General features: G+C 51.5%; 20 protein-coding genes. 7 read left to right on the top strand and 13 right to left on the bottom strand.

Annotated elements, in window-relative coordinates:
- Window positions 1-43: 43 nt before the first annotated feature.
- Complete coding sequence (locus tag B1728_RS29805) at window positions 44-418, bottom strand: winged helix-turn-helix transcriptional regulator (RefSeq protein ID WP_079914072.1); 375 nt, start codon at window positions 416-418, stop codon at window positions 44-46.
- Between the two features lie 116 nt (window positions 419-534).
- On the opposite strand from B1728_RS29805, the gene ahlS reads away from it, so the two are divergent.
- Entirely contained in the window at window positions 535-1,383 is an 849-nt protein-coding gene (gene ahlS / locus B1728_RS29800; RefSeq protein ID WP_079914071.1) for an AhlS family quorum-quenching N-acyl homoserine lactonase, read from the top strand.
- 45 nt (window positions 1,384-1,428) lie between these two features.
- Here ahlS and B1728_RS29795 read toward each other — a convergent pair whose 3' ends face one another.
- The 6 genes from B1728_RS29795 to B1728_RS29770 all read right to left on the bottom strand — a co-directional run bounded on the left by B1728_RS29795 (window position 1,429) and on the right by B1728_RS29770 (window position 7,808).
- Window positions 1,429-2,310 carry a glycoside hydrolase family 43 protein gene (locus tag B1728_RS29795; protein WP_079914070.1) on the bottom strand — a complete coding sequence of 294 codons (882 nt, stop codon included), beginning with the start codon at window positions 2,308-2,310 and terminating at the stop codon, window positions 1,429-1,431.
- A gap of 294 nt (window positions 2,311-2,604) precedes the next feature.
- Window positions 2,605-3,885 carry a Gfo/Idh/MocA family protein gene (locus B1728_RS29790; RefSeq protein WP_256865571.1) on the bottom strand — a complete coding sequence of 427 codons (1,281 nt, stop codon included), beginning with the start codon at window positions 3,883-3,885 and terminating at the stop codon, window positions 2,605-2,607.
- A gap of 103 nt (window positions 3,886-3,988) precedes the next feature.
- Complete coding sequence (locus tag B1728_RS29785) at window positions 3,989-5,092, bottom strand: DUF3048 domain-containing protein (RefSeq protein WP_179136258.1); 1,104 nt, start codon at window positions 5,090-5,092, stop codon at window positions 3,989-3,991.
- A 265-nt stretch (window positions 5,093-5,357) separates the two neighbouring features.
- On the bottom strand, window positions 5,358-5,579 hold the full coding sequence (locus tag B1728_RS29780; protein ID WP_079914067.1) for a DUF2905 domain-containing protein: 222 nt from the start codon (window positions 5,577-5,579) through the stop codon (window positions 5,358-5,360).
- 197 nt (window positions 5,580-5,776) lie between these two features.
- Window positions 5,777-6,634: a sugar phosphate isomerase/epimerase family protein gene (locus tag B1728_RS29775; protein ID WP_079914066.1), complete on the bottom strand. Its 858-nt coding sequence runs from the start codon at window positions 6,632-6,634 to the stop codon at window positions 5,777-5,779.
- 235 nt (window positions 6,635-6,869) lie between these two features.
- Complete coding sequence (locus B1728_RS29770; RefSeq protein WP_144028052.1) at window positions 6,870-7,808, bottom strand: aldo/keto reductase; 939 nt, start codon at window positions 7,806-7,808, stop codon at window positions 6,870-6,872.
- 227 nt (window positions 7,809-8,035) lie between these two features.
- On the opposite strand from B1728_RS29770, the gene B1728_RS29765 reads away from it, so the two are divergent.
- From B1728_RS29765 to B1728_RS29755, 3 genes are all read left to right on the top strand, one after another.
- Window positions 8,036-8,419, top strand: a complete 384-nt coding sequence (locus B1728_RS29765) for a MerR family transcriptional regulator (protein WP_079914064.1) — start codon at window positions 8,036-8,038, stop codon at window positions 8,417-8,419.
- Between the two features lie 231 nt (window positions 8,420-8,650).
- Complete coding sequence (locus B1728_RS29760) at window positions 8,651-8,821, top strand: anti-repressor SinI family protein (RefSeq protein WP_079914063.1); 171 nt, start codon at window positions 8,651-8,653, stop codon at window positions 8,819-8,821.
- A gap of 163 nt (window positions 8,822-8,984) precedes the next feature.
- A complete protein-coding gene (locus B1728_RS29755) occupies window positions 8,985-9,317 on the top strand; it encodes a helix-turn-helix domain-containing protein (protein ID WP_079914062.1) in 333 nt (110 codons plus the stop codon).
- A 36-nt stretch (window positions 9,318-9,353) separates the two neighbouring features.
- On the opposite strand, the gene B1728_RS29750 is transcribed toward B1728_RS29755, so the two are convergent.
- Genes B1728_RS29750 through B1728_RS29725 form a run of 6 tightly spaced genes read right to left on the bottom strand, consistent with a single transcriptional unit; the run spans window position 9,354 to window position 17,358 of the window.
- Entirely contained in the window at window positions 9,354-11,570 is a 2,217-nt protein-coding gene (locus B1728_RS29750) for a hypothetical protein (protein WP_079914061.1), read from the bottom strand.
- A gap of 36 nt (window positions 11,571-11,606) precedes the next feature.
- The gene (locus B1728_RS29745) at window positions 11,607-12,422 is read right to left on the bottom strand and encodes a response regulator transcription factor (RefSeq protein WP_079914060.1); all 816 of its coding nucleotides are present in this window, start codon (window positions 12,420-12,422) and stop codon (window positions 11,607-11,609) included.
- A 54-nt stretch (window positions 12,423-12,476) separates the two neighbouring features.
- The gene (locus B1728_RS29740) at window positions 12,477-13,937 is read right to left on the bottom strand and encodes a glycosyltransferase family 2 protein (protein ID WP_079914059.1); all 1,461 of its coding nucleotides are present in this window, start codon (window positions 13,935-13,937) and stop codon (window positions 12,477-12,479) included.
- A complete protein-coding gene (locus tag B1728_RS29735) occupies window positions 13,934-15,148 on the bottom strand; it encodes a HEAT repeat domain-containing protein (protein ID WP_079914058.1) in 1,215 nt (404 codons plus the stop codon). The genes B1728_RS29740 and B1728_RS29735 overlap by 4 nt, the downstream gene beginning before the upstream one ends.
- A 37-nt stretch (window positions 15,149-15,185) precedes the next feature.
- Complete coding sequence (gene glmS, locus B1728_RS29730) at window positions 15,186-17,015, bottom strand: glutamine--fructose-6-phosphate transaminase (isomerizing) (RefSeq protein WP_079914057.1); 1,830 nt, start codon at window positions 17,013-17,015, stop codon at window positions 15,186-15,188.
- 31 nt (window positions 17,016-17,046) lie between these two features.
- Window positions 17,047-17,358, bottom strand: coding sequence for a helix-turn-helix domain-containing protein (locus tag B1728_RS29725; protein ID WP_079914056.1), 312 nt, complete (start codon window positions 17,356-17,358; stop codon window positions 17,047-17,049).
- A 384-nt stretch (window positions 17,359-17,742) separates the two neighbouring features.
- Here B1728_RS29725 and B1728_RS29720 point away from each other — a divergent pair, with 384 nt between their 5' ends.
- From B1728_RS29720 to B1728_RS29710, 3 genes are all read left to right on the top strand, one after another.
- Window positions 17,743-18,600, top strand: a complete 858-nt coding sequence (locus B1728_RS29720; protein ID WP_377740202.1) for a decaprenyl-phosphate phosphoribosyltransferase — start codon at window positions 17,743-17,745, stop codon at window positions 18,598-18,600.
- Between the two features lie 22 nt (window positions 18,601-18,622).
- A complete protein-coding gene (locus tag B1728_RS29715) occupies window positions 18,623-18,976 on the top strand; it encodes an EamA family transporter (RefSeq protein WP_256865581.1) in 354 nt (117 codons plus the stop codon).
- 114 nt (window positions 18,977-19,090) lie between these two features.
- The gene (locus tag B1728_RS29710; protein WP_179136257.1) at window positions 19,091-19,525 is read left to right on the top strand and encodes a divergent PAP2 family protein; all 435 of its coding nucleotides are present in this window, start codon (window positions 19,091-19,093) and stop codon (window positions 19,523-19,525) included.
- Window positions 19,526-19,539 lie beyond the last annotated feature (14 nt).

Below are 19,539 nucleotides of genomic sequence, written 5' to 3'. Positions count from 1 at the left end.
TATAAGGAAGGTCTGTTGCTGTTATAAGTAATTGTCGGCAGCCTTATGTTTGCTCATAATTGGCTCTTGCCGCTTCGACATGCCAGTAATTTTCCCTACCCCACTGTCTTAGCTCTCTCATCGGTTGAAGCAAGCTATCCCCTAAAGGAGTGAGCGAATATTCAACGGTTGGGGGTACGCTTGCTGTAATATGGCGTTGGACCAGACCGTTCCATTCCAGCTTCCGCAGCGTTTGAGTAAGCATTTTTTTGGAAATACCGTCGATTCTTCTTTCCATTTCTCCGTATCGAATGCTTCCGTTTTCCAATGCATAAATGACAAGTGCCGTCCATTTGTTAGAAATGATTTCAAGAACTCTGCTGTAGCCGCATATCGACAACGAGATATCGGGTTGTTTTGTTTTGGCTGAAGATGTCAAATGGTCCCCTCCTGTACACTTCAAAGTTCCCAGGACACCTTAAAGTGCCTACTTACTTAAGTTTAGTTTATGTATTATTGTATGTCTAGCACAGGATAAAAAAGGAGGAAATGAACATGACGAATATTATTAAAGCCCGCCCAAAGCTGTATGTGATGGATAACGGACGTATGCGTATGGATAAAAACTGGATTATCGCCATGCATAATCCAGCTACGGTCAGCAATCCTAATCCACCGGCACAATTCGTAGAATTTCCGATCTATACGGTATTGATCGATCACCCGGAAGGAAAAATTTTGTTCGATACGGCTTGCAACCCGAATTCAATGGGCAGCGAAGGACGCTGGGCCCAATCTACTCAGCAAATGTCCCCTTGGGCAGCTAGCGAGGAATGCTATCTGCATCATCGGCTGGAGCAGCTCCAAATCAGACCGGAGGAAATCAAGTACGTCGTTGCCTCCCATCTGCATCTGGATCATGCCGGGTGCCTGGAGATCTTCACGAACGCTACGATCATCGTCCATGAAGATGAGCTGAATGGAGCGCTGCAAAGCTATGCTCGCAACGAAAAAGAAGGTGCCTATGTATGGGCGGACATCGATGCTTGGATCAAAAACCAATTGCAATGGCGGACCGTCAAACGCAATGAAGACAACCTGGAGCTGGCAGAAGGCATCAGGGTTATGAACTTTGGGAGCGGCCATGCCTGGGGCATGCTAGGATTGCACATAGATATGCCGGAAACAGGCGGGATCATCCTCGCTTCCGATACCATCTATACGGCGGAGAGCTACGGTCCCCCCGTCAAGCCGCCAGGCATTTTATACGATTTGATAGGCTACCGGAACTCGGTTGAGAAAGTCCGCACGCTTGCTGCCCGAACGAATTCCCAAGTATGGTTCGGGCATGATGCGGATCAATTCAACCAATTACGCAAATCCACAGAAGGATACTACGAATAGGAAGGTATCTTCAGGCTTCCTGAGGGTCTGCATACTTTTTAACAGCTAGACGATCGCGGCCCCTACCTTGAGTGTGTCTCCGCAATCTTCTACAGGAAATAGATGAGGGCGCTCATTCGGATTCTTGTTCGGCAAATGAATCGTGAGCATCAACCCGCCCAGCAAGCCATGGAACAGCATCCCATGTCCGCCGTCCTTCCGGTAAATCGGCTCCGGATCGTGAACCCAGGGGCCGCTGATATCCCCGTTCAAAGAACGAGCAACCCCTATTGCGTAGCCCTGCTCCCCGAAGCTGGACCATAGGAGCAGCAGCTCGCCTGTTCTGGAGCTGTAGAAGAACGGGCCGTCCGTTACGTACGTGTCCCCATCCCGGACTGGCTTTACCCAGGGAGCCTCGCTGGCCTTGAATAGCGTCATGACCTCACCCTGTGCTTCGGTCAGATCGGGGGACAACCGCATGGCGCATATTTCACCGTCCTTAACCTGCACCCATTCGTGACAGAACACGATCCAGGGATCTCCGGACCGGTCCACATACAGCGTGCCGTCAAGACATTCCCAATCCTCGGGTGTCACAGGGCCGCTGCCATGCGGCTTATAAGGGCCTTCCGGACGTTCCGATACAAGAATTTGCGTCGCGCGGCAGCGTTCCTCTGATTTAAAGCTTGCAAACATATAGTAGCTGCCTTTCCATTCATGAACCTCGGGAGCCCAATAATGACGGTCCGACCAGAATGAGGCCTCAGGCCGAAACGCAGGGTACGGCCCTTCCCAATTCACCAAATCATCGCTTATGTAGACATCAAAGCCCTGCGGCTTTCCAGACCATGCGGTTTCCCCCGAGGTGCCATATAAATAATATTTCCGTTCTTGCTCTACGGGCAAGATGAACGGATCGCGAAGATGAATATCATCCAGTCTCTTCATCCTATTCTCCCTTTCCAGGCTCGGCTGTAGTGTCATTGGTTAGCTACTAACACTTCCAATATTCCTCTTTATTATACTTCCAAACTGGAAATTATTGCAGTATCCTTCCGGGCAAGAGAAGCTCGGATATGAAGATGCCCTTGGACTAAATAAACAAAAAGAGACCCGCATACCAAACGGTGGCTGCGGATCTTATCCAATGTATTTATATGAAAAGGGGGGTCGTTTATTATTATAGGCTGGCAACATTAATCTAAGATGAAAAATAGATTTCATTTATATTACAAAAAACAGCTATAGGAATACGACCTGTCCCTCAAGCCGCGAACGTTCGGCGGCAAATCCGATGGCATGGCCCGAAATGGACTGATCGAGCGTCGTCGACATGACGGAGGATTGGTCACCGCGAAGCGTTTTGACAAAATCCTCGACAAGCCTTAAATCACCGCCGCCATGCCCGTCATCGGTGATGTTAATATTCACATGCTCCTCGGTATAGCCCTGTCCCGGTCTCGGATCCGGATGGCGGACGACAAAATGCCCGTCCTCCATAACCCCCTCGATTTCGCCCTTCGTACCGATAATATGGAGGATTCGGCAGGCCTTGGGAGTAGCCCCGATCATGTTATGCGAGGCGGTGCTGCCGTTATCGAATTCGATAATGACGGATTGACGGTCCACAACGTCATTGTCGCAATGCCATACGCAGCGCCCGTACGGATTATCGGTGCGCAGCGATTCCAGCTTCTCCTCGGTGGTCAGCTTTGCCCCCAAGTGGTGGTTGTTCCACACGTAAAAGCCCCAGCGGCCCTGGTCAATATAATTTTTCTTGGCCGAGTACGGACAGGATTCTTCAATCCGGCAATCCGTCAGACAGCGGGTTCCCGCTCCTTCCGGAGCTTTATCGGAACGGAAATGGGAAAGGCTTCCGAAGCTGCTGACCTTGACCGGCCGCGCATTTCCGTTCAGCCAGGTAATCAAATCAAGATCGTGGCAGCATTTGGCCATGAGCATGGACGATTTGCATTGCTCCTGGGATCCCCATTTGCCGCGGATGAAGGATACGGCCATATGGTGGTAGCTGACATGCTCGGAGGTTTGGATGTTCACCACTTCCCCGATCTCTCCGGCGGCAATCCGCTCGCGAATTGCTGTATAAAAAGGAGCGTAACGCAGCACATGACAGATCATGACCGTGCGCCCGTGCTCATCGGCAGTGCGCTTGAGCTCCATAACCTCTTCTTCGGTTACGCCGATCGGCTTTTCCAGCAGGACGTCATATCCGGCTCTAAGGAGCGGAATGGTCGTCTGCACGTGCAGCTCGTCCATCGTTCCGTTAATAGCCGCATCCGCAATGCGGGGAAGCGCTGCTAACTGCTCCACCGTATCGAAGCAACGGTCGTCTGCAATGCCGAACCGCGCTGCCGCCAGCTTCCTCCGCTCGGCATCCGGCTCCACGACACCGACAATACATAGCTGCTCCGGATGCTTCTCCGCATAGGAAGCATAGATCATACATCGCTGTCCCGCTCCTATTAACACCGCGGAAAGCGGCACTGACACTTCATTAGCCAACCGAATCCTCTCCTTTATTCAACGTTGGATAACATCTTTACGAGGCAATCATAACGCAGATTTATGATGGATTCAATCATTATTTTTGAAATATTCAATCATGTTATTGCATATCCACTCCCCATCCTTCGGGGATGACTTGTATCCAGGTCTGGCCGGGCAGCATCGCCAGCTCCTTGCCCTCCGAGAAGGCCCGGATCATCCCGTTGTGCTGCTCCCATGTCACTTCTTTCATCCGTCCGGCCTGCAGCAAATATCCCTTGCCCGGGCCTGTTACATCAACATCACGGCGTCCCTCGTTATCAAGCACCTGATGCTTGCTCTCACATACAAGGACATTGGCGGCGGTCAGCTGCTTGCCCGTTTCCTTATCATTATGGGGCTTCCCTTCCATGAACCGTTTGTACAAGCCGGTCTCGACGTCATACTCGTAGGAAACATTATACCCGCGAATATAGTGAATCGTTGCTTTCGCGGCTGGCTTGCCGCCGGAGGCAAGCTCCGGCTTCCCTGCCGCAAAAGCGTAAGAGAGTCCCGATTCCTTCCACTCCGTGCGGAATTTTTTATTCGCTATGCCCTGGCGGATTTTGTCCATGCTGGTGTACAGATTGTGCGGCATTTTGCGGTCGCCGGACCGCCAATAATAGGCTCCGTCGCCGTATACCTCATCAAGATGCTCCAGCTTATGCTCGGCGATAAGGTCCATAGCATCCTGGCTCCAGCCCGCATGCACGATGACCGCGTCCAGCGCTTCGCCGAGCTGGACGAAATACGGCCGGATGCTGCGCACCGGCCCGATCACCTTCGGCGCTTGGGCCTGATACACGGCCACAAACCGCGTGATCTCGCCCTCGGCCAGGATCTCGTAGACGAGATCGGCCTGATCGAGTCCGCTTTGCGGCCGGGCCTGCGGCGCATTCTCCACCATGACCACCACCGGGCGGTCATGGGCAGGCTGTCCGCTGACCAGTCCTGTCAGCGGGAAGCGGTACCCCGCCGACTGCTGCGCCGCAGTCGGCAGGTTCGTCTCGCCGCCGCCGTGAGGCTGGGTCACGGCGGCTGCGGAGCCGGCATCGACGCCGGGCGGCGCGGCGGCGGGCTTGGCGGTGCAGCCTGCCGATGCCGTCAGCAGGCTGCACGCGAGCACGAGCAGCAGGCCGCTGCGAGGCCTGCCGCTCGAAGCGGGATTGTTGCGTATACGAATCATAAGATTTTCACCTCGGATAACCATTGTCTACTAATCTATATTCTACTAAGGACGATAATAGAATGGATTTTCATCAAAATGATGCTAGCTTCTATCCCTCTATTTACCCTCAAGCAAACTATTTCCTGTTTTTGTTTTATTGTGAACATTTTCACATAACAACATCTATTTAACCCGCTTTCTCCGCTTGATCATGCAAAATAGCGCTCAACCTCCATGGTGAGCGCCGTTCTCGGTATTCCGTGTATTCCGCCGCATCCTCCACTCATTTCGAAAACCATCGAATCACATACATAATGAGTGACAAAACGACGCTGATGACGATGCAGGTCACGACAGGAAAATAAAACTTGAAGTTTTCCTTCTCCACGACAATATCGCCGGGCAGCCGGCCCAGCTGCAAGTACTTGCTTCCGACCGCCCAGAGCAGGCCTGCGACAATCATGACCGCGCCGCCGATAATGAGCAATTTGGCAACAGGATTCATCGGACTCGTTCAGACTCCTTTTTCCCCTTCAAATTTATGCTTCTATCTTATCATCGTTTCCCAAAAAACCAAAATAAACCCAAGAAGCAGACGCCTTCGGTATCTAAGCTGAATAAGGTGCTTTGTGGAGAACCCCGAAATCAATATGAAAAAACCCGCTGCCGGCATCTGCCGGCAGCGGGCTTGCTGCACATTTATTAAATGGAGGCCAAAATGCTGCGAACCTCTTCTCCGTATTGCTTAAGCAATTCCTTGGAGCCATATTTGCCGCTGAAATCCTCTACCCCCAGGTAGCCGTCGTAGCCTACCGCTTTCAGATCGGCAAGCACTTGCTTCCAGTTCACGATACCTTCCAGATTCGGCTCCCAATAGGAGGTCCAGGCTTGCGAACCGTCTTCGCGAACATCCGCCGTTTTCCAGCCTGTGTTTTTAATATGAACATGAGCCAGATAAGGTCCCAGCAGCTCCATTCCCATGCGGAAGTTCTCATATCCTTCATGAATCATGTTGCCCGGATCGAACAGTACGCCGATATGATTCGGATCGAAGCGGCTCACCAAACGAAGCGCGGCGGATGCGCTGGCGATGATCGTGTTGTGATGAGTCTCGACGAGACATTTGACACCGTATTTTTTGGCCAGCGGCTCTACCGCCTCCAAATAACGAACCTCCAGATCGAACAGCTCATTATAATGAGTCGAGCGGTCATAGTTAGGTACGCCGACGCGGATCACTTTGGCACCCAGCTTTTGGGCTACCTGAAGGACACGCTCCGTAGCTTCAATATCTCCGGCCTTCAAATAAGGCGTAACGCTAATCGTTTGCAGGCCATGCTCACGGGCTACGCGTGCAAAACGCTCAATCTCTTCATCCGTAGCGGAAGGATCGATCGAGCACAGATTGTTGCGCCAGAAGGAAGGCTTCTCATTTTTAAATTCCTCTGGAACTTCTTTAAAGCGCCATTCGATGCCGTCAATTCCTGCTTCTTTGGCAGCTGCAGCTAATTCTTCAGGGGATAGGTCCGGTGTAACGACAGTAAATACGGAAAGCTTCATCATGGAACCTCCAGCTTCATTTTTTAGACTTGGTTTTGCTAATAAAATTATAACAGGCTGGAGAGCATTTATCTATGTTCACGTGAACATTTTTAATATTCAGATTATTTGATGCCGTTCCATGACGTCGATCGCGTCATAGCTCTTATTCTATCGTCCGGGCTTTCAGCGATGCACTCTCCCACCGTAGTCGGTGTCATTGCCCGAATTCAAGAAGCCGCGATGAGTAATTTCATTAATAACGATCCCCGCTTACAGAATCTTTGGGCATTACTTCTTCTATACGACGTAAATCTTCGGAAGTCAGTGCAACTTCCAACGATCCTATATTTTCTTCCAAATAGGACACGCGCTTCGTTCCAGGAATCGGCAAAGTTCCGTTGGCCATCGTCCAAGCAATGGCTAATTGTGAAGGCGTGCAATTTTTTTCTTTGGCGATTTCTTTCACTTTGTCAACCAACTCAAGGTTCTTCTGGAAGTTTTCCCCTTGGAAGCGCGGCAGGACTCGGCGATAATCGGTCTCGGCAAAATCCTCGAACTTACGAACGCCTCCAGACAAAAATCCTCTGCTTAATGGACTATACGCTACGAAAGTAATGCCTAATTCGTTTACAGTAGGTAAAATATCTGTTTCTACTTCCCGGCTCCAAAGTGAATACTCTGTTTGCAAAGCGGAAATAGGATGAACGGCATGGGCTCGGCGCACGATATCTGACGATGCTTCTGACAAACCGATATACCGCACCTTTCCCTCCCTCACCAAATCGGACATCGCTCCTACCGTTTCCTCAATTGGCACTTCAGGATCAATGCGGTGATAATAATACAAGTCAATATAATTAACACCTAACCGTTTTAAGCTTCTATCGATCGCTGTTTTCACATAGTCGGGACGTCCGAATACTCCTTCAAAATTGGGTCCCACACCAAACTTGGACGCAATAATCGCTTGTTCACGGCGTCCTTTTAATGCTTTACCGAGCAATTCCTCGTTATGGCCATTTCCATAGCAATCGGCTGTATCAAGCAACGTAACGCCCAATTCTAATGCACGATGAATTGTGCGAGTCGATTCTTCATCATTCGCTTTTCCATACAGTTCTGACATTCCCATCAAGCCTAAACCAATTGCCGAAACCTCCAGATGGCTATGACCTAATTGTCTAGTTTTCAAAATCCTCTCATCCTTTCCAAAGCGGGATTTAATTCCTTTTATAGCGTACATGCTAAAGCGGACTTGAAGTCAACCGTTTATTCCTTTCGATAAATTTTGTATAATTATCCCCATATTTCCCCGCACCAAGTTTGGTTCTTATGGATATTGGCAGCTATCATACAAATATCTATCTAACGTTGTTTGAAAATGTATTAAAGTACACTTTAATATAGGAGAGAAGAACTATGATGAGTATAAAAGAAGTTACTAAGATAACAGGACTATCGGCTTCCGCACTTCGATACTATGAAAGCGAGGGACTTCTCCCTTATGTAAAGCGCGGCGAAAATGGGAACCGCGTATATGACCAGGAAGATTTAGAGTGGATTCGCTTTACAACCGCACTTCGGGCAACAGGAATGCCCATCACTCAAATCCAGGAATATGTAAACCTATTTAAAGAGGGGGATCGCACGATTTCAATACGCAAAAAAATGATGTTAACCCATAAATCAGAAATTGAGAAAAAAATAAAAGAACTTTACTACAATCTAGATAAAATCAATTACAAATTGGCGTTATACGATGTTCTTGAAGCTCAAATGGATCACAAAACGCTTAAAATTTGACCCGTTCGTAATAAAAGTACCTAAATCGTCATGTCGGAATGACCTGCCCTCCCCCCTCAACCCTTGGATTCGAAGCGGCTTCTGAATGTATGATTCTATTGGGTCATACGATTCATTTCCCTAAAATAAATAGGCAAAAAATCCCAAATATGACCCTCAGCGGACAAAAATCCGGATCGTCGGACGAACAGTATAATGTGCCAAATTTCCGAAACCAGGAGGGATTAGGCTATGTCGTTGTCTTCGACAGTGCATACGAAAAGACAGGATATGAATTGGGTTCACCTGATGATCGCCGCCCGTGATTCGGGACTTTCCACAGAGGAAGTCCGGCAATTTTTCAATGAATGTAAAAAAACAAACATAAAGATGAAAAACAAGAGTAACCAAGAAGAAGAATAGGCTATTTTCTTATAGAATCTGCGGATTCTTCTTTTTTATTTTACATTGAAAACGGTTACATTTAAAATAAAGCCACAGACGGCTTATTCTTTGCTAAAATATAATAAATACTTAGTGTAAATAACTAGTAGAACTGACGATAGAACATAAAGGGGTCACGACCATGATTGGCAAAAAAGTCAAGCAATTGCGTTTGGAGCAAGGGCTTTCTATCTCCGAGCTGGCGGAGAAGGCCGGTGTGGCCAAATCGTATTTAAGCTCGATAGAGAGAGATCTGAGATCGAATCCTTCCGTTCATTTTTTGGAAAAGATCAGTCAAGTGCTGGGGGTTTCCGTAGAAACCTTATTCCATAACGACACCACCCCTCAAGGGCAGCTGGATGAGGAATGGATGGAGCTGTTACGGGAAGCAAAGGAATCCGGGGTCAGCAAGGAGCAGTTTGCGGAATTTTTGGAATTCAATAAATGGCGCAACTCGCGCAACAAACAAAAGTAGCCCCGAAGGCCGGGGCTTGGCAAAGTCCTTTCCGGTTCAGGAAGGGCTTTTTATCTGTTCGAACGCTGCTTTCATGAGATCATAGCTTTGCTTCAATATTTCATGGTATTCGACCTTATTCCAGACAGGCCAGCTGTAGACAGGCAGCTTGGATACGGCGACCGTTTCGGCAGCAGCCTCCCCCGCTGTCGGAGCGTTTGGTCCGCTTCGCTGCTGAATCCAGGGAACGAGACGAATGCCTTGGGTTGTTACCGCTGTCAGCTTGCCGTCCTTCTCTTCGTAGCTCATGACCTGTAGGGAGCTCGGATCGGTAAAACCAAGCAGCATCCACGGGATGCGCATTTCGACGATACTCCCTTTGGCCTGCCACATCGCGAGAGAATTGAAGTCTGGCGAAGTACGGTCGGTCGTTCCTCTCGTCAAGCGGCCAGCGGCCACATCCTCAAACGGATAGTATTGGGTTGAATCCGGAGGGATCATCTCCAATCCGACGGCCAGCTTCCACGGGTGAAACAGTCCGGAATCATCCTTCATCTCCTCCGGCTTCACCTGAAGCATACCATACAGCTTCCCGTATAATCGGGTATGGAAATCGTAATTCGATGCGATTTTCACTTCGCTCTCGCTATCTTTGCCTAACGTGATGAGCGTCTCCAAACCTTCATCCAACTGGCGTCCGCCAAGCTCCTTCGCATGCTTGTTGCCTCCGGGCAGCGTGTCCACTCCCAGATTCAGCAGCTCGTGCTCGGGATCAAACGGCTTCGTGAGCTCCGCAAGGATATAGACATAAGATTCATCATGCGTCATGGTTATCGATTGGAATCCTGGATAAGAGCCTGGGAGAACTTGCTTGTCCTCCGCCTTCAGCTTATTCCAATCGCTGCCGTCTCCATCGATATTGAGCACGCCCTCCTTGCCGGACGTTTCCGCAACAAGCCCGAAATACTGCTCGTTCGTCAGCACATTGTGCCAATATTTTCGGCGTGCCTGAGGAATTTCGAACTCCATCGTGTTCCACGTCCGTTTAAACCACTCGTCCTGCCAGGAGAAGACAATGCCCCCTGCCATTCCTTCGGCATGAATATCCTGCAGCAGCGAGGCATTGATCCGTCCTTGCTCCATTTCGTCATGCCCGCCTTGATTCCGGTCCATGTTGGCCAGATGCCCTATCCCGACGGAAGACGGGATACCGAACTCCGTAATCATAACAGGCATCCCCTTATGATAGGCCTTCAGCTGGCGCAGATAGCTTCGGTAGGTATTGGCAGTGCCGTCGGCATTCTTAACATCCTGCAGCGTCGTATCCAGCCGGAAAAAGTCCGGGTAATACGGATAAACGTGAAACGATGCAAAGTAACCGCCCTGCCAGCCGGCAGCATCCAGATGGGTCGCATCCACGCTGGACATGTCCTCCTGGATCAGGATTTCTCCAGGATGCTTTAGCGGATCGGTCGTCACCCAGTTCGTGAAGGTGAGAGGATGCTTCCAGCCGTTCTGCTCTTCTTGTACGGCCAGATGATCGAGCAGACGCGCCAGCCAATTTTCGAACGGGCTTGCTTCGGGCTTGGCCGATATGAAGGTGCCCTGGTACTGGGTTTTATCCTTATGCTTCTCGTTGGTGTTCTTCACCATATTCGGCTCCCATTCCGTACCCAGGTGCCAGGCAAGCAGGTACGGACCGGCATTGGCACGGTACGCGCCGCTCGCTTTGCCGAAGCGCTCCGGAATCTCCACCGTCCCGTAGACGGCCCCGACGGCCAGCGTAATTTCATTCTCGAATTGCTGGTAGATGTCGTCCAGATAAGCGTCTTTTTTCTCGATTAATTCTTCCTCCGGTGTCCAGACACCCTGGATAAAATAAAGCGGATTGTCCGCATGCTTCTGATTATATTCCACCAGCGCTTCATAGAAGACCGGGGACAAAATGGTGTATACCCGAATGGTGTTGGCGCCAAGCTGTTGAATTTGCTGAAACCATTTCAAATACGTTTCCTTGTCTATAGGCAGCTCCCCGGGATCATGCCCCGGCAGCGCTGCGCCTACATTGACCCCTTTTACGAAAAAAGGAGTCCATTGCTGTTTATCGTACATTTCGATGTGATCACCCTGGGTGCGAAACTTGATGTGCGATCCGTCGGCGCTCTTCATGCTCTCGACCTTCATGGCAGGCCAGTAATGCCAGATGAGGGTGCCGACGAGAACAACCGCAATCAGGCGCAGCAGCCAAGTGACCGGGAAGCGGGTACCCTTCATAATTTAAGCTCCTTATCTACTCCCTATTCAGTTCGATCAAGCCAGCAATCTTCGCAGACGAGCCTCCAATTCTACGGGAGAGAACGGCTTGCGGATAATGTCCGCTACGCCAAGCTCGAAGCATTTGTATACATCCTGCTCCACACCCAGATCCGTCATTACAACGACTTGACAGTCCGGTGCCTGGTCCGATTGCGATACGCGGTGAATAAGCTGGTATCCGTCGAGTGCGGGAAGCATCAGCTCTGTAAGAACCAGATCGGGCTTGACCGCCTCAATGAGCCGCAGCCCCTCCAGACCGTCCTGCGCAGGATGAACGTCATATCCGCGGTGGCCGAGGCGCATATGGAGAAATTCCTGCAGATCGCCATTCGGCTCAACCATGACGATGCTTGGAACCGATGCCCTGGCCGGCTGCCCCGAGTAAATGGCGATTTCATGCCCCATACGTTCCCCATCCTCTATCAGCGCTAGAAAATCCCGAATTGCCTCCGGCGTGAGCAGCGAGCTCTCGGGGAAGCTGGCAACCGCAAGACTGCCGGACAGCAATCCGGCGTCATGAAGGAATGCCTTCACCGTTATGGCCAAATAATGGGTAAAGGAGAGCGATTGTCCGGGGAGCAGAATGGTTAGAAGACCCTCATTCGCTTCATATTCGGTGAGCACCATCAAGTTCAAGTCCTCCATCTTCAATCGCGTCTCCAAATCCTGATGCTCTATGGAGCTCAGCATGTGGGACTCGGCGGTTATAACACCGCAGCTGCTCCACCCTGCCGAGGATTGAAGCACTTGGTTAATTTGATGGTACAGATGGTCTGATCCTACGGATTGAGTTAACAAAGAAGCTTTCATAACAGATTCACTCCATTCGTTTCAAAGTTGATTGAGAGCATAGTCAGCAAACCATTAGATGGCCTGTGCCTTGGAAGCACTGGATTCCGCAGCGGAGGCGGTAGCTTTCGCCGTATCTGTCGTCCAGCTGCGCCGGACCATATTCCCCCAGCCTTGGTTGCGCCGTAGATAATCCCAATGGCCGTGCAGCTTCCACCATGCATTTAACGGATCATAATATACGGAAATGATAACGGATAAGCCTAGAATGCGAAGCAAGCTTGGACCGCTGACCTTTCGCCCCATGGCAATCTCCTCGATAATGAGGGAGCCTAGTGTGAAGATAAGTCCAATCAGCAGGTTCGCCAGCAGGAAGACGAGCAGTACCGGCAGCTGGGTCATGTCCATCAGCACATACCCGGCCAGCGCGGCCAGCCCGGATAAGCGGATGTAAGGGCTGATCGTTTCATATAAAATGGTATATGGCAGCGATAGCCAGCCAATGACCTTATACTTCGGGATGAACAGCATCGAACGGAATCGGATCACGTTCCATAGCGTGCCCCGGATCCAGCGGCGGCGCTGTGAGCCCAAGATGCTCAGCGTATCAGGCGCCTGCGTCCAGCAAACCGCATCGGGGCAAAAGATGATCTTGTAAGGCAAATTCCGGGCGAGTCTATTCCGGTGCAGCTTCATGACGATATTCATGTCCTCGCCCGGACAATCCTCCTCATAGCCGCCGACTTCAATCAAACAGTCCTTGCGGAATAATCCGAAGGCACCGGATACGATCAGGAGCCCGTTCACCGAGCTCCAGCCGATCCTCCCGCCGAGAAATGCTTTCATATATTCCACATATTGCAGGGCGGGAAGCCATTGGTCCGGCAGGCGAACGGAGGTGACGCGGCCGTCCTCTACCGTGCTGCCGTTGGCAATGCGCACATTGCCGCCGATAGCGATATGCTCCTCCGGGTTTTCCATGTAAACCTTGACCAAGCGGATTAGCGCATCTTTTTCCAATAAGCTGTCGGCGTCGATGGTCGCAACAAGAGGGTATTGGGAGACATTGATTCCGGCGTTCAATGCGTCCGCTTTGCCGCCGTTTGCTTTGTCGATGACGACCAATTTCGGATATAGAGGGTTATGATACATCCCCCGGACCGGCTTGGACTCTAGGTGAGGCTGATAATGAGTCAGGCGGGTCGGCTTTAGGTCGAACTCCTCTATCAATACCTGTAGAGTGCGGTCCTTGGACCCGTCATTGATCACAATGACCTCGTAGACCGGAAACTCCAGCAGCATCAACGAGCGTACGCTCTCGATAATCGTCAGCTCCTCATTATGGGACGGGACCAGAATCGATACGGGCGGTACGTGCTCTGAGCCTGCAAGCTCCCTATAGCGGGAGTACATCGTGCTTTTGACCAGCGATAGCATTTTCTGATGGGATACAGCCAGAATGAACAAGTAGAGCAGGCTGGACCCGATAATTAAATAAGTGGCTGCAATTCCATAATCCAATAAAAAAGTTCTCATCCTGTCCCTCTTTCTACGAACCGATGGGAATCCGTCGCAGCAGAAGGGCTCGTGTAATTTTGTTGAAACTTCGTGCGGTATAAGCGCGACATCTCACTATGCAGCGGGATTTGCCGCATCTCTCGTTCGGCCGCAGCGGCCGACAGATCCATTGCCTCATGAATGGCGTTCCACACCGTATCCTTGGCCGGCCCTGCTTGCATATCGCGGGCGGCTTCGCACAAGACTTCAAAGCCGTCGAGACCCAGGCGGATCAAGCTTTGGGCGCTGCCATAGCGCACCCGCCAGTCTGGATCGGCAAGGGAAGCCTTCAGCGGTTCAGTGTAGAACAACAGCTGATGCTCGCCAACCGCTTGTGCAGCGGCGGCCCGGATTTCTCCATCAGGATGAGCAAGCAGCTCGCCGACACGGCCTGGCGGCAAAACCTGCGGATACCTCAGCAGCAGTCTTGCCGCTTGGAGACGCACGTCTGCGTCCTCCGACCTCAGGAGTCGCTCCAATGATGCTAAGCTGCACGGACGGCTTCCGCCGGACAAGCCGGTCAAAGCCAGCTTGAGCAGCGCCGGATTCGTCTCGGTATCCAATATCTCGGCGTACAGGGGCGACGGATCGAGCGATGATGCGGACAGAATGTCCGCTGTCAGCTGCTGCGCATGGGGATGCCGCTCCATGAGCAGCGAGATGAGCCGCCGCAGCTCCTCCGGCCTCTGCGCGCATTTGGCCGCCGCACGTCCGACCACGAACGCGGTGGACTCCGCTATCTCGCGCTCCAGAAGCTTTAGCAGTGCTTCGGCGCATTCACCGGCGCGCATAACGCCCAGGTGGTATGCAGCCTCCACGCGAACGGCATGCCAAGGACTGTTCAACCGTCTCAGCTCCATATCGATCAGTCCCATATCACGGCACAAGGCTGTAAGCTTGTCCCGGTGCGGCCCCCGGATCGTTTCGATCCATTCCAGCAGCTTGGATTGCACCGCTCGAAGCTCCATACGGGTTAAAGAACCGGGCGGGGGCAGTAGAGCCTGGGCTTCATCCATCTGGACACTTAAATAGGCAAAGTAGTCCTGATGCTTGGCAAGGCCTTCGTTCAGCTGCCTGGCGTTGCTTTGATGTCGGAATCGCAGCAGCCCCAAGATGCCGAACCCGCCGGCTATTGCGGCTCCCAGTACGTACAATACGGAAGCCGTCTGTTGTAATGGCTCCATCTCCATACGTTTCTCTCCTCCAACAGCACGCTGTATTTTTTATTTATTCTACCGTAACGCTTTTGGCCAAATTGCGCGGCTTGTCCACATCGTTGCCTCTGAGGGCAGCGGTATAATAAGCCAGCAGCTGCAGCGGGATTACGCTAACGGCAGGCGTCAGCAGAGAGTGGGTGTACGGCACATAAATGACATGGTCCGCTGTCTTGGCAACCTCCGTGTTGCCCTCTAATGCAATGCCGATAACGTACGCCCCCCGCGCCTTGACTTCTTTAATATTGATGAGGGTCTTCTCCATCAGCCGGTCATCGGTTGCCAGGGCAATGACGGGGGTTCCGTCCTCGATCAAGGCCAGCGATCCGTGCTTCAGCTCTCCTGCCGCATAAGCCTCCGAATGAATGTAGGAGATTTCCTTCAGCTTGAGGGAAGCTTCCATCGCGACGCAATAATCCAGTCCCCGGCCGATAAAGAACAGATGCTCGTGACGCGTTATTTGATGGGCGAGCTGTTCTATCGGCTGCAGGTATTGAAGCATCCCTTCTACCTGCATAGGCAGCCGTTCGAGCATAGCAAGAATCTCAAGCTGCGTAATTTTATCGATAGTGCCCCGTGCTTCCGCCATATACAATCCGAGCAAATAGAAGCCGATCAGCTGTGTCGTATAGGCTTTGGTCGAGGCAACGGCAATTTCCGGCCCTGCCAGCGTAAATAGAACATCGTCGGCTTCACGCGCGACAGAGCTTCCGACTACGTTGGTTATGGCCAGTACTCGTGCCCCATTCTCCTTGGCTTCGCGCATCGCTGCGAGCGTATCGGCGGTTTCCCCGGACTGGCTGACGGCAATGACCATGGTAGATTCCGGAATGACAGGCATCCGGTATCGATATTCCGATGCCAAATCCACCTCCACGGGGATGCGGGTCAGCCGTTCTATGACGTTCTTCCCGACCAATGCCGCATGATAGGCGGTTCCGCAGGCGACGATATGAATATGCTTTATGGAACGAACCTGCTCCCCGGTAAGCTGCATCCCCGGCAGCACGACCTTCTGCAGCTTCTCGTCGATCCTTCCGCGCATCGTATCCCGGTAAGCTCTCGGCTGCTCGTGAATTTCCTTCAGCATGAACGTATCGAAGCCATTCTTCTCGGCCATCAGCAGGTCCCAGTCAATATGAAACAGCTGTGTTGCGATAAAATTGCCTTCCAGGGTCATAAGATCAACCCCTTCGCGGGTTAATACGGCCATTTCCCCATCATTCAGGATGTAGACGTCCCGCGTATATTCCAATATGGCCGGAATATCCGATCCGATGAAATTTTCACCGTGCCCGACTCCGATAATTAGCGGGCTCGCATTTCGTACCGCCACCAGCTTGTCCGGCTCATAGGCCGATAGCACAGCAATGGCGTAGGCGCCCCGGATCCGTGAAATTGCATGGCGAACGGCCTGTACAAGACTGCCTTCATAATAGTGGGCAATCAGATGGGACAGCACCTCCGTATCCGTTTCGGACACGAACGTATAGCCGAGCTGCTCCAGCTCCTCCTTCAGCTGCATATGATTTTCAATGATGCCGTTATGTACGACAGAGATAGTCCGATCCTTGTCTGTGTGAGGATGGGAATTCTCATCCGACGGCTTGCCGTGGGTCGCCCATCGTGTATGGCCTATGCCTGCCGAGCCCGCCAAAGGCTCGAATTGCAGCCGATGCTCCAGCTCAGTAATTCTTCCCTTCGCTTTCTTCAGCTTCAGGCCGCTGTCCGTATAGATGGCCACTCCGGCCGAGTCATATCCGCGATACTCCAGTTTCTTTAATCCTTCCAAAAGAATCGGCTGCGAATCTCTGCTTCCGATATAGCCTACAATACCGCACATTGTTTACTCCTCCTCGTGGTTGTTTTCATCACTATCGTTTTTGCAGTTCAATCATCCGCTTGAGCTCTTCCCGGCTAATGCCGGCATTCGCCGCCTCTTCGAACAGCTCGTACCAGTCTTGCCTCGATAAAGGTGCTTGCTGCTTCACTTCCGGCTGCACCAGCTGCTCCAAAGAGATGTCCAATGCAGCTGCAATTTTAACCGCCAATTGAATGGACGGGTTCGACTGAATGTCCCGCTCAAGGGTGCTCAGGTACGATTTGGCCACACCTGAGGCTTGTGACAGCTCGGATAAGGAAAGTCCCTTCTCCAAGCGCAGCTTCCTCACTCGCTTTCCCAACATGCGCCATCGATCCTTTGTTGTAATAGATGCTTGGTCGAGTATCGGCCGAGATCGTTCTATGCAGAGAACAGTCGAATTGTTCTATCTACAGAACGATATCTTGGAGTATACCGCAGAATTACCCAAAATAAAAATTCAAAATAGCGAATTATTTCGATTTAGAGAACGAAATCATTAAAAATCCTCTAGAATTCTCCAAAAAACGGCATGATTTCGTTCTTTTTATCGAATAGCGTTTTCGATATAATGAATGCCGGAACCGAAGGAATCCCAGACACCCCTCTGCCCTGCACGTGTCAAAAATCAAAACGAAAAGGAGAATGGGGTATGGACCAAACGAAAGCTCAAGTCAAACTGAAGCGAGGGGAAAGCCGTGCGCTGCCGATGCACTACTTGGCGTTAATGCGACCGCGGCAATGGACCAAAAACCTGCTGGTGTTCGCCGCACTCATCTTTTCCATCCAACAGGCAGACTTGAATATGCTGATCCGGGCTATGACCGGCTTCGTCCTGTTCTGTCTCGTCTCGAGCTGCGTGTACATTTTGAACGATTACGTGGATCGGGAAAGAGACCGGATGCATCCGGAGAAGAAGCATCGGCCGCTGGCTTCCGGCGCCATTCAGCCGCAGATGGCCTTGGTGTTCGGGTTTGTCTTGCTGCTGTGCTGCGTTCTTGTAGCGTTTCGCTTTCAGCCTTTGTTCGGCGTTGTCCTGTCGGCGTATTTTTTCTTGAACGTGCTCTATTCCTTAAAGCTGAAGCATGTTGTCATTCTTGATCTGCTGATTATTGCATCCGGCTTTGTTCTGCGGGCTGTTGGAGGCGGTCTGGTGATCGGTGTGGCCCTTACGCCCTGGTTTCTGATCTGCACCATGCTGCTGGCCTTATTCCTCGCAATCGGTAAAAGGCGTCATGAGCTGGCGCTGCTCGAAGGCGGCAAAGGGGCTCACCGCAAAGTGCTGGAGTCGTATTCGGTGGAAATGCTGGACCAAATGTCGGCCATCGCTACGACAGCCACGATCATGAGCTACGCTCTGTTTACATTTACGTCGGGACGCACGATCCATCTGATGTGGACGCTCATTTTCGTGCTGTACGGCATGTTCCGTTATTTGTATTTGATTCATATCGAGGATAAAGGCGGACGTCCGGAAAAGCTGCTGCTGGAAGACAAGCATATTTTAATAACGGTTGTGCTGTACGGCCTTTCCGTCGGCTGCATCCTGCTGTTTTTCAGCAATTAAAAGGGAGTGAACCAATAGTGTGATGAAATACATATGGTTAATTGCCTCCGTCTTGTTGGGTGCTTCAGGGCAGATTTTGATGAAATGGGGCGTTGACGGGGTTAAGCCTGCGGGGGCTGCCTTATTAACGTGGACGGGCTTGAAGGCCTATTGGCCTGTGATCGCCGGTATCGGAAGCTACGGGCTCAGCTCGATTTTCTGGCTGCTTGCTTTGAAGCAATTCCCGCTCAGTACGGCCTATCCGATGGTCAGTCTGAGCTATATCCTGGTCATGGTGCTCAGCTTCTTCTTATTCCAAGAGACTCTTTCTGTACAAAAATGGTGCGGCGCGATCCTGATCTCAGCCGGAGTGCTGGTGATCGCCCGAGCGTCATGAACCGGGTAAGCCTTCTTTTCCGGGCCTTCCCCCGCTACCCTATTTAATCACGGATTTAATCGCGGAATTTTAGAGAAAAGATTCCATGGCAAAAAGAATCGAGGTGATCAGATCATGGACATCAGCTCCCGCATCCTATATCCGGCTCTGCCTTTTATAGCATTGGTCGTGTCCGGAACCTTGAAATACGCTATCAACCGCATCCGGCATGGACAGAACGCGCGTCATCTTATCGGGAACGGCGGGTTTCCGAGCACCCATACGTCCGTCGTCTCCTCGGTCACGATGCTGACCGGCTTCGATCAGGGCTTCGATACCCCGATGTTCGGACTAGGCGTAGCATTAACCTATATCGTCATGATCGATGCGGTAGGCATTCGGCGGGCTGTTGGAGATAGCGCCAAATGGATCAATAAGCTGGTCCGTGACAATACCCCGACGGCGGAAGCCGGTTTGCGGGAACGTCAAGGGCATACCCGCCTGGAGCTGCTCGGCGGACTGGCCGTAGGCACGATGCTGGGCTGGGCGGCTTCACAATGCCTCTCTTAAAATCCTATTGTATA

It is taken from the genome of Paenibacillus sp. 32352 (assembly GCF_002042965.1).
GTDB classification, from domain to species: domain Bacteria; phylum Bacillota; class Bacilli; order Paenibacillales; family NBRC-103111; genus Paenibacillus_S; species Paenibacillus_S vulneris.
Note: the sequence above shows the minus strand (reverse complement) of the source record. Positions and strands in the feature narration are given on the sequence as shown.

What these genes read in the sequence shown, in the direction of transcription:
- glmS (WP_079914057.1), bottom strand. Translation starts at nt 17,015, where the DNA reads ATGTGCGGTATTGTAGGCTATATCGGAAGCAGAGATTCGCAGCCGATT.
- B1728_RS29795 (WP_079914070.1), bottom strand. Translation starts at nt 2,310, where the DNA reads ATGAAGAGACTGGATGATATTCATCTTCGCGATCCGTTCATCTTGCCC.
- B1728_RS29745 (WP_079914060.1), bottom strand. Translation starts at nt 12,422, where the DNA reads ATGAAAGCTTCTTTGTTAACTCAATCCGTAGGATCAGACCATCTGTAC.
- B1728_RS29750 (WP_079914061.1), bottom strand. Translation starts at nt 11,570, where the DNA reads ATGAAGGGTACCCGCTTCCCGGTCACTTGGCTGCTGCGCCTGATTGCG.
- B1728_RS29785 (WP_179136258.1), bottom strand. Translation starts at nt 5,092, where the DNA reads ATGATTCGTATACGCAACAATCCCGCTTCGAGCGGCAGGCCTCGCAGC.
- B1728_RS29735 (WP_079914058.1), bottom strand. Translation starts at nt 15,148, where the DNA reads ATGGAGATGGAGCCATTACAACAGACGGCTTCCGTATTGTACGTACTG.
- B1728_RS29740 (WP_079914059.1), bottom strand. Translation starts at nt 13,937, where the DNA reads ATGAGAACTTTTTTATTGGATTATGGAATTGCAGCCACTTATTTAATT.
- B1728_RS29775 (WP_079914066.1), bottom strand. Translation starts at nt 6,634, where the DNA reads ATGAAGCTTTCCGTATTTACTGTCGTTACACCGGACCTATCCCCTGAA.
- B1728_RS29765 (WP_079914064.1), top strand. Translation starts at nt 8,036, where the DNA reads ATGATGAGTATAAAAGAAGTTACTAAGATAACAGGACTATCGGCTTCC.
- B1728_RS29760 (WP_079914063.1), top strand. Translation starts at nt 8,651, where the DNA reads ATGTCGTTGTCTTCGACAGTGCATACGAAAAGACAGGATATGAATTGG.
- B1728_RS29720 (WP_377740202.1), top strand. Translation starts at nt 17,743, where the DNA reads ATGCACTACTTGGCGTTAATGCGACCGCGGCAATGGACCAAAAACCTG.
- B1728_RS29755 (WP_079914062.1), top strand. Translation starts at nt 8,985, where the DNA reads ATGATTGGCAAAAAAGTCAAGCAATTGCGTTTGGAGCAAGGGCTTTCT.
- B1728_RS29710 (WP_179136257.1), top strand. Translation starts at nt 19,091, where the DNA reads ATGGACATCAGCTCCCGCATCCTATATCCGGCTCTGCCTTTTATAGCA.
- B1728_RS29780 (WP_079914067.1), bottom strand. Translation starts at nt 5,579, where the DNA reads ATGAATCCTGTTGCCAAATTGCTCATTATCGGCGGCGCGGTCATGATT.
- B1728_RS29715 (WP_256865581.1), top strand. Translation starts at nt 18,623, where the DNA reads ATGAAATACATATGGTTAATTGCCTCCGTCTTGTTGGGTGCTTCAGGG.
- B1728_RS29725 (WP_079914056.1), bottom strand. Translation starts at nt 17,358, where the DNA reads ATGTTGGGAAAGCGAGTGAGGAAGCTGCGCTTGGAGAAGGGACTTTCC.
- ahlS (WP_079914071.1), top strand. Translation starts at nt 535, where the DNA reads ATGACGAATATTATTAAAGCCCGCCCAAAGCTGTATGTGATGGATAAC.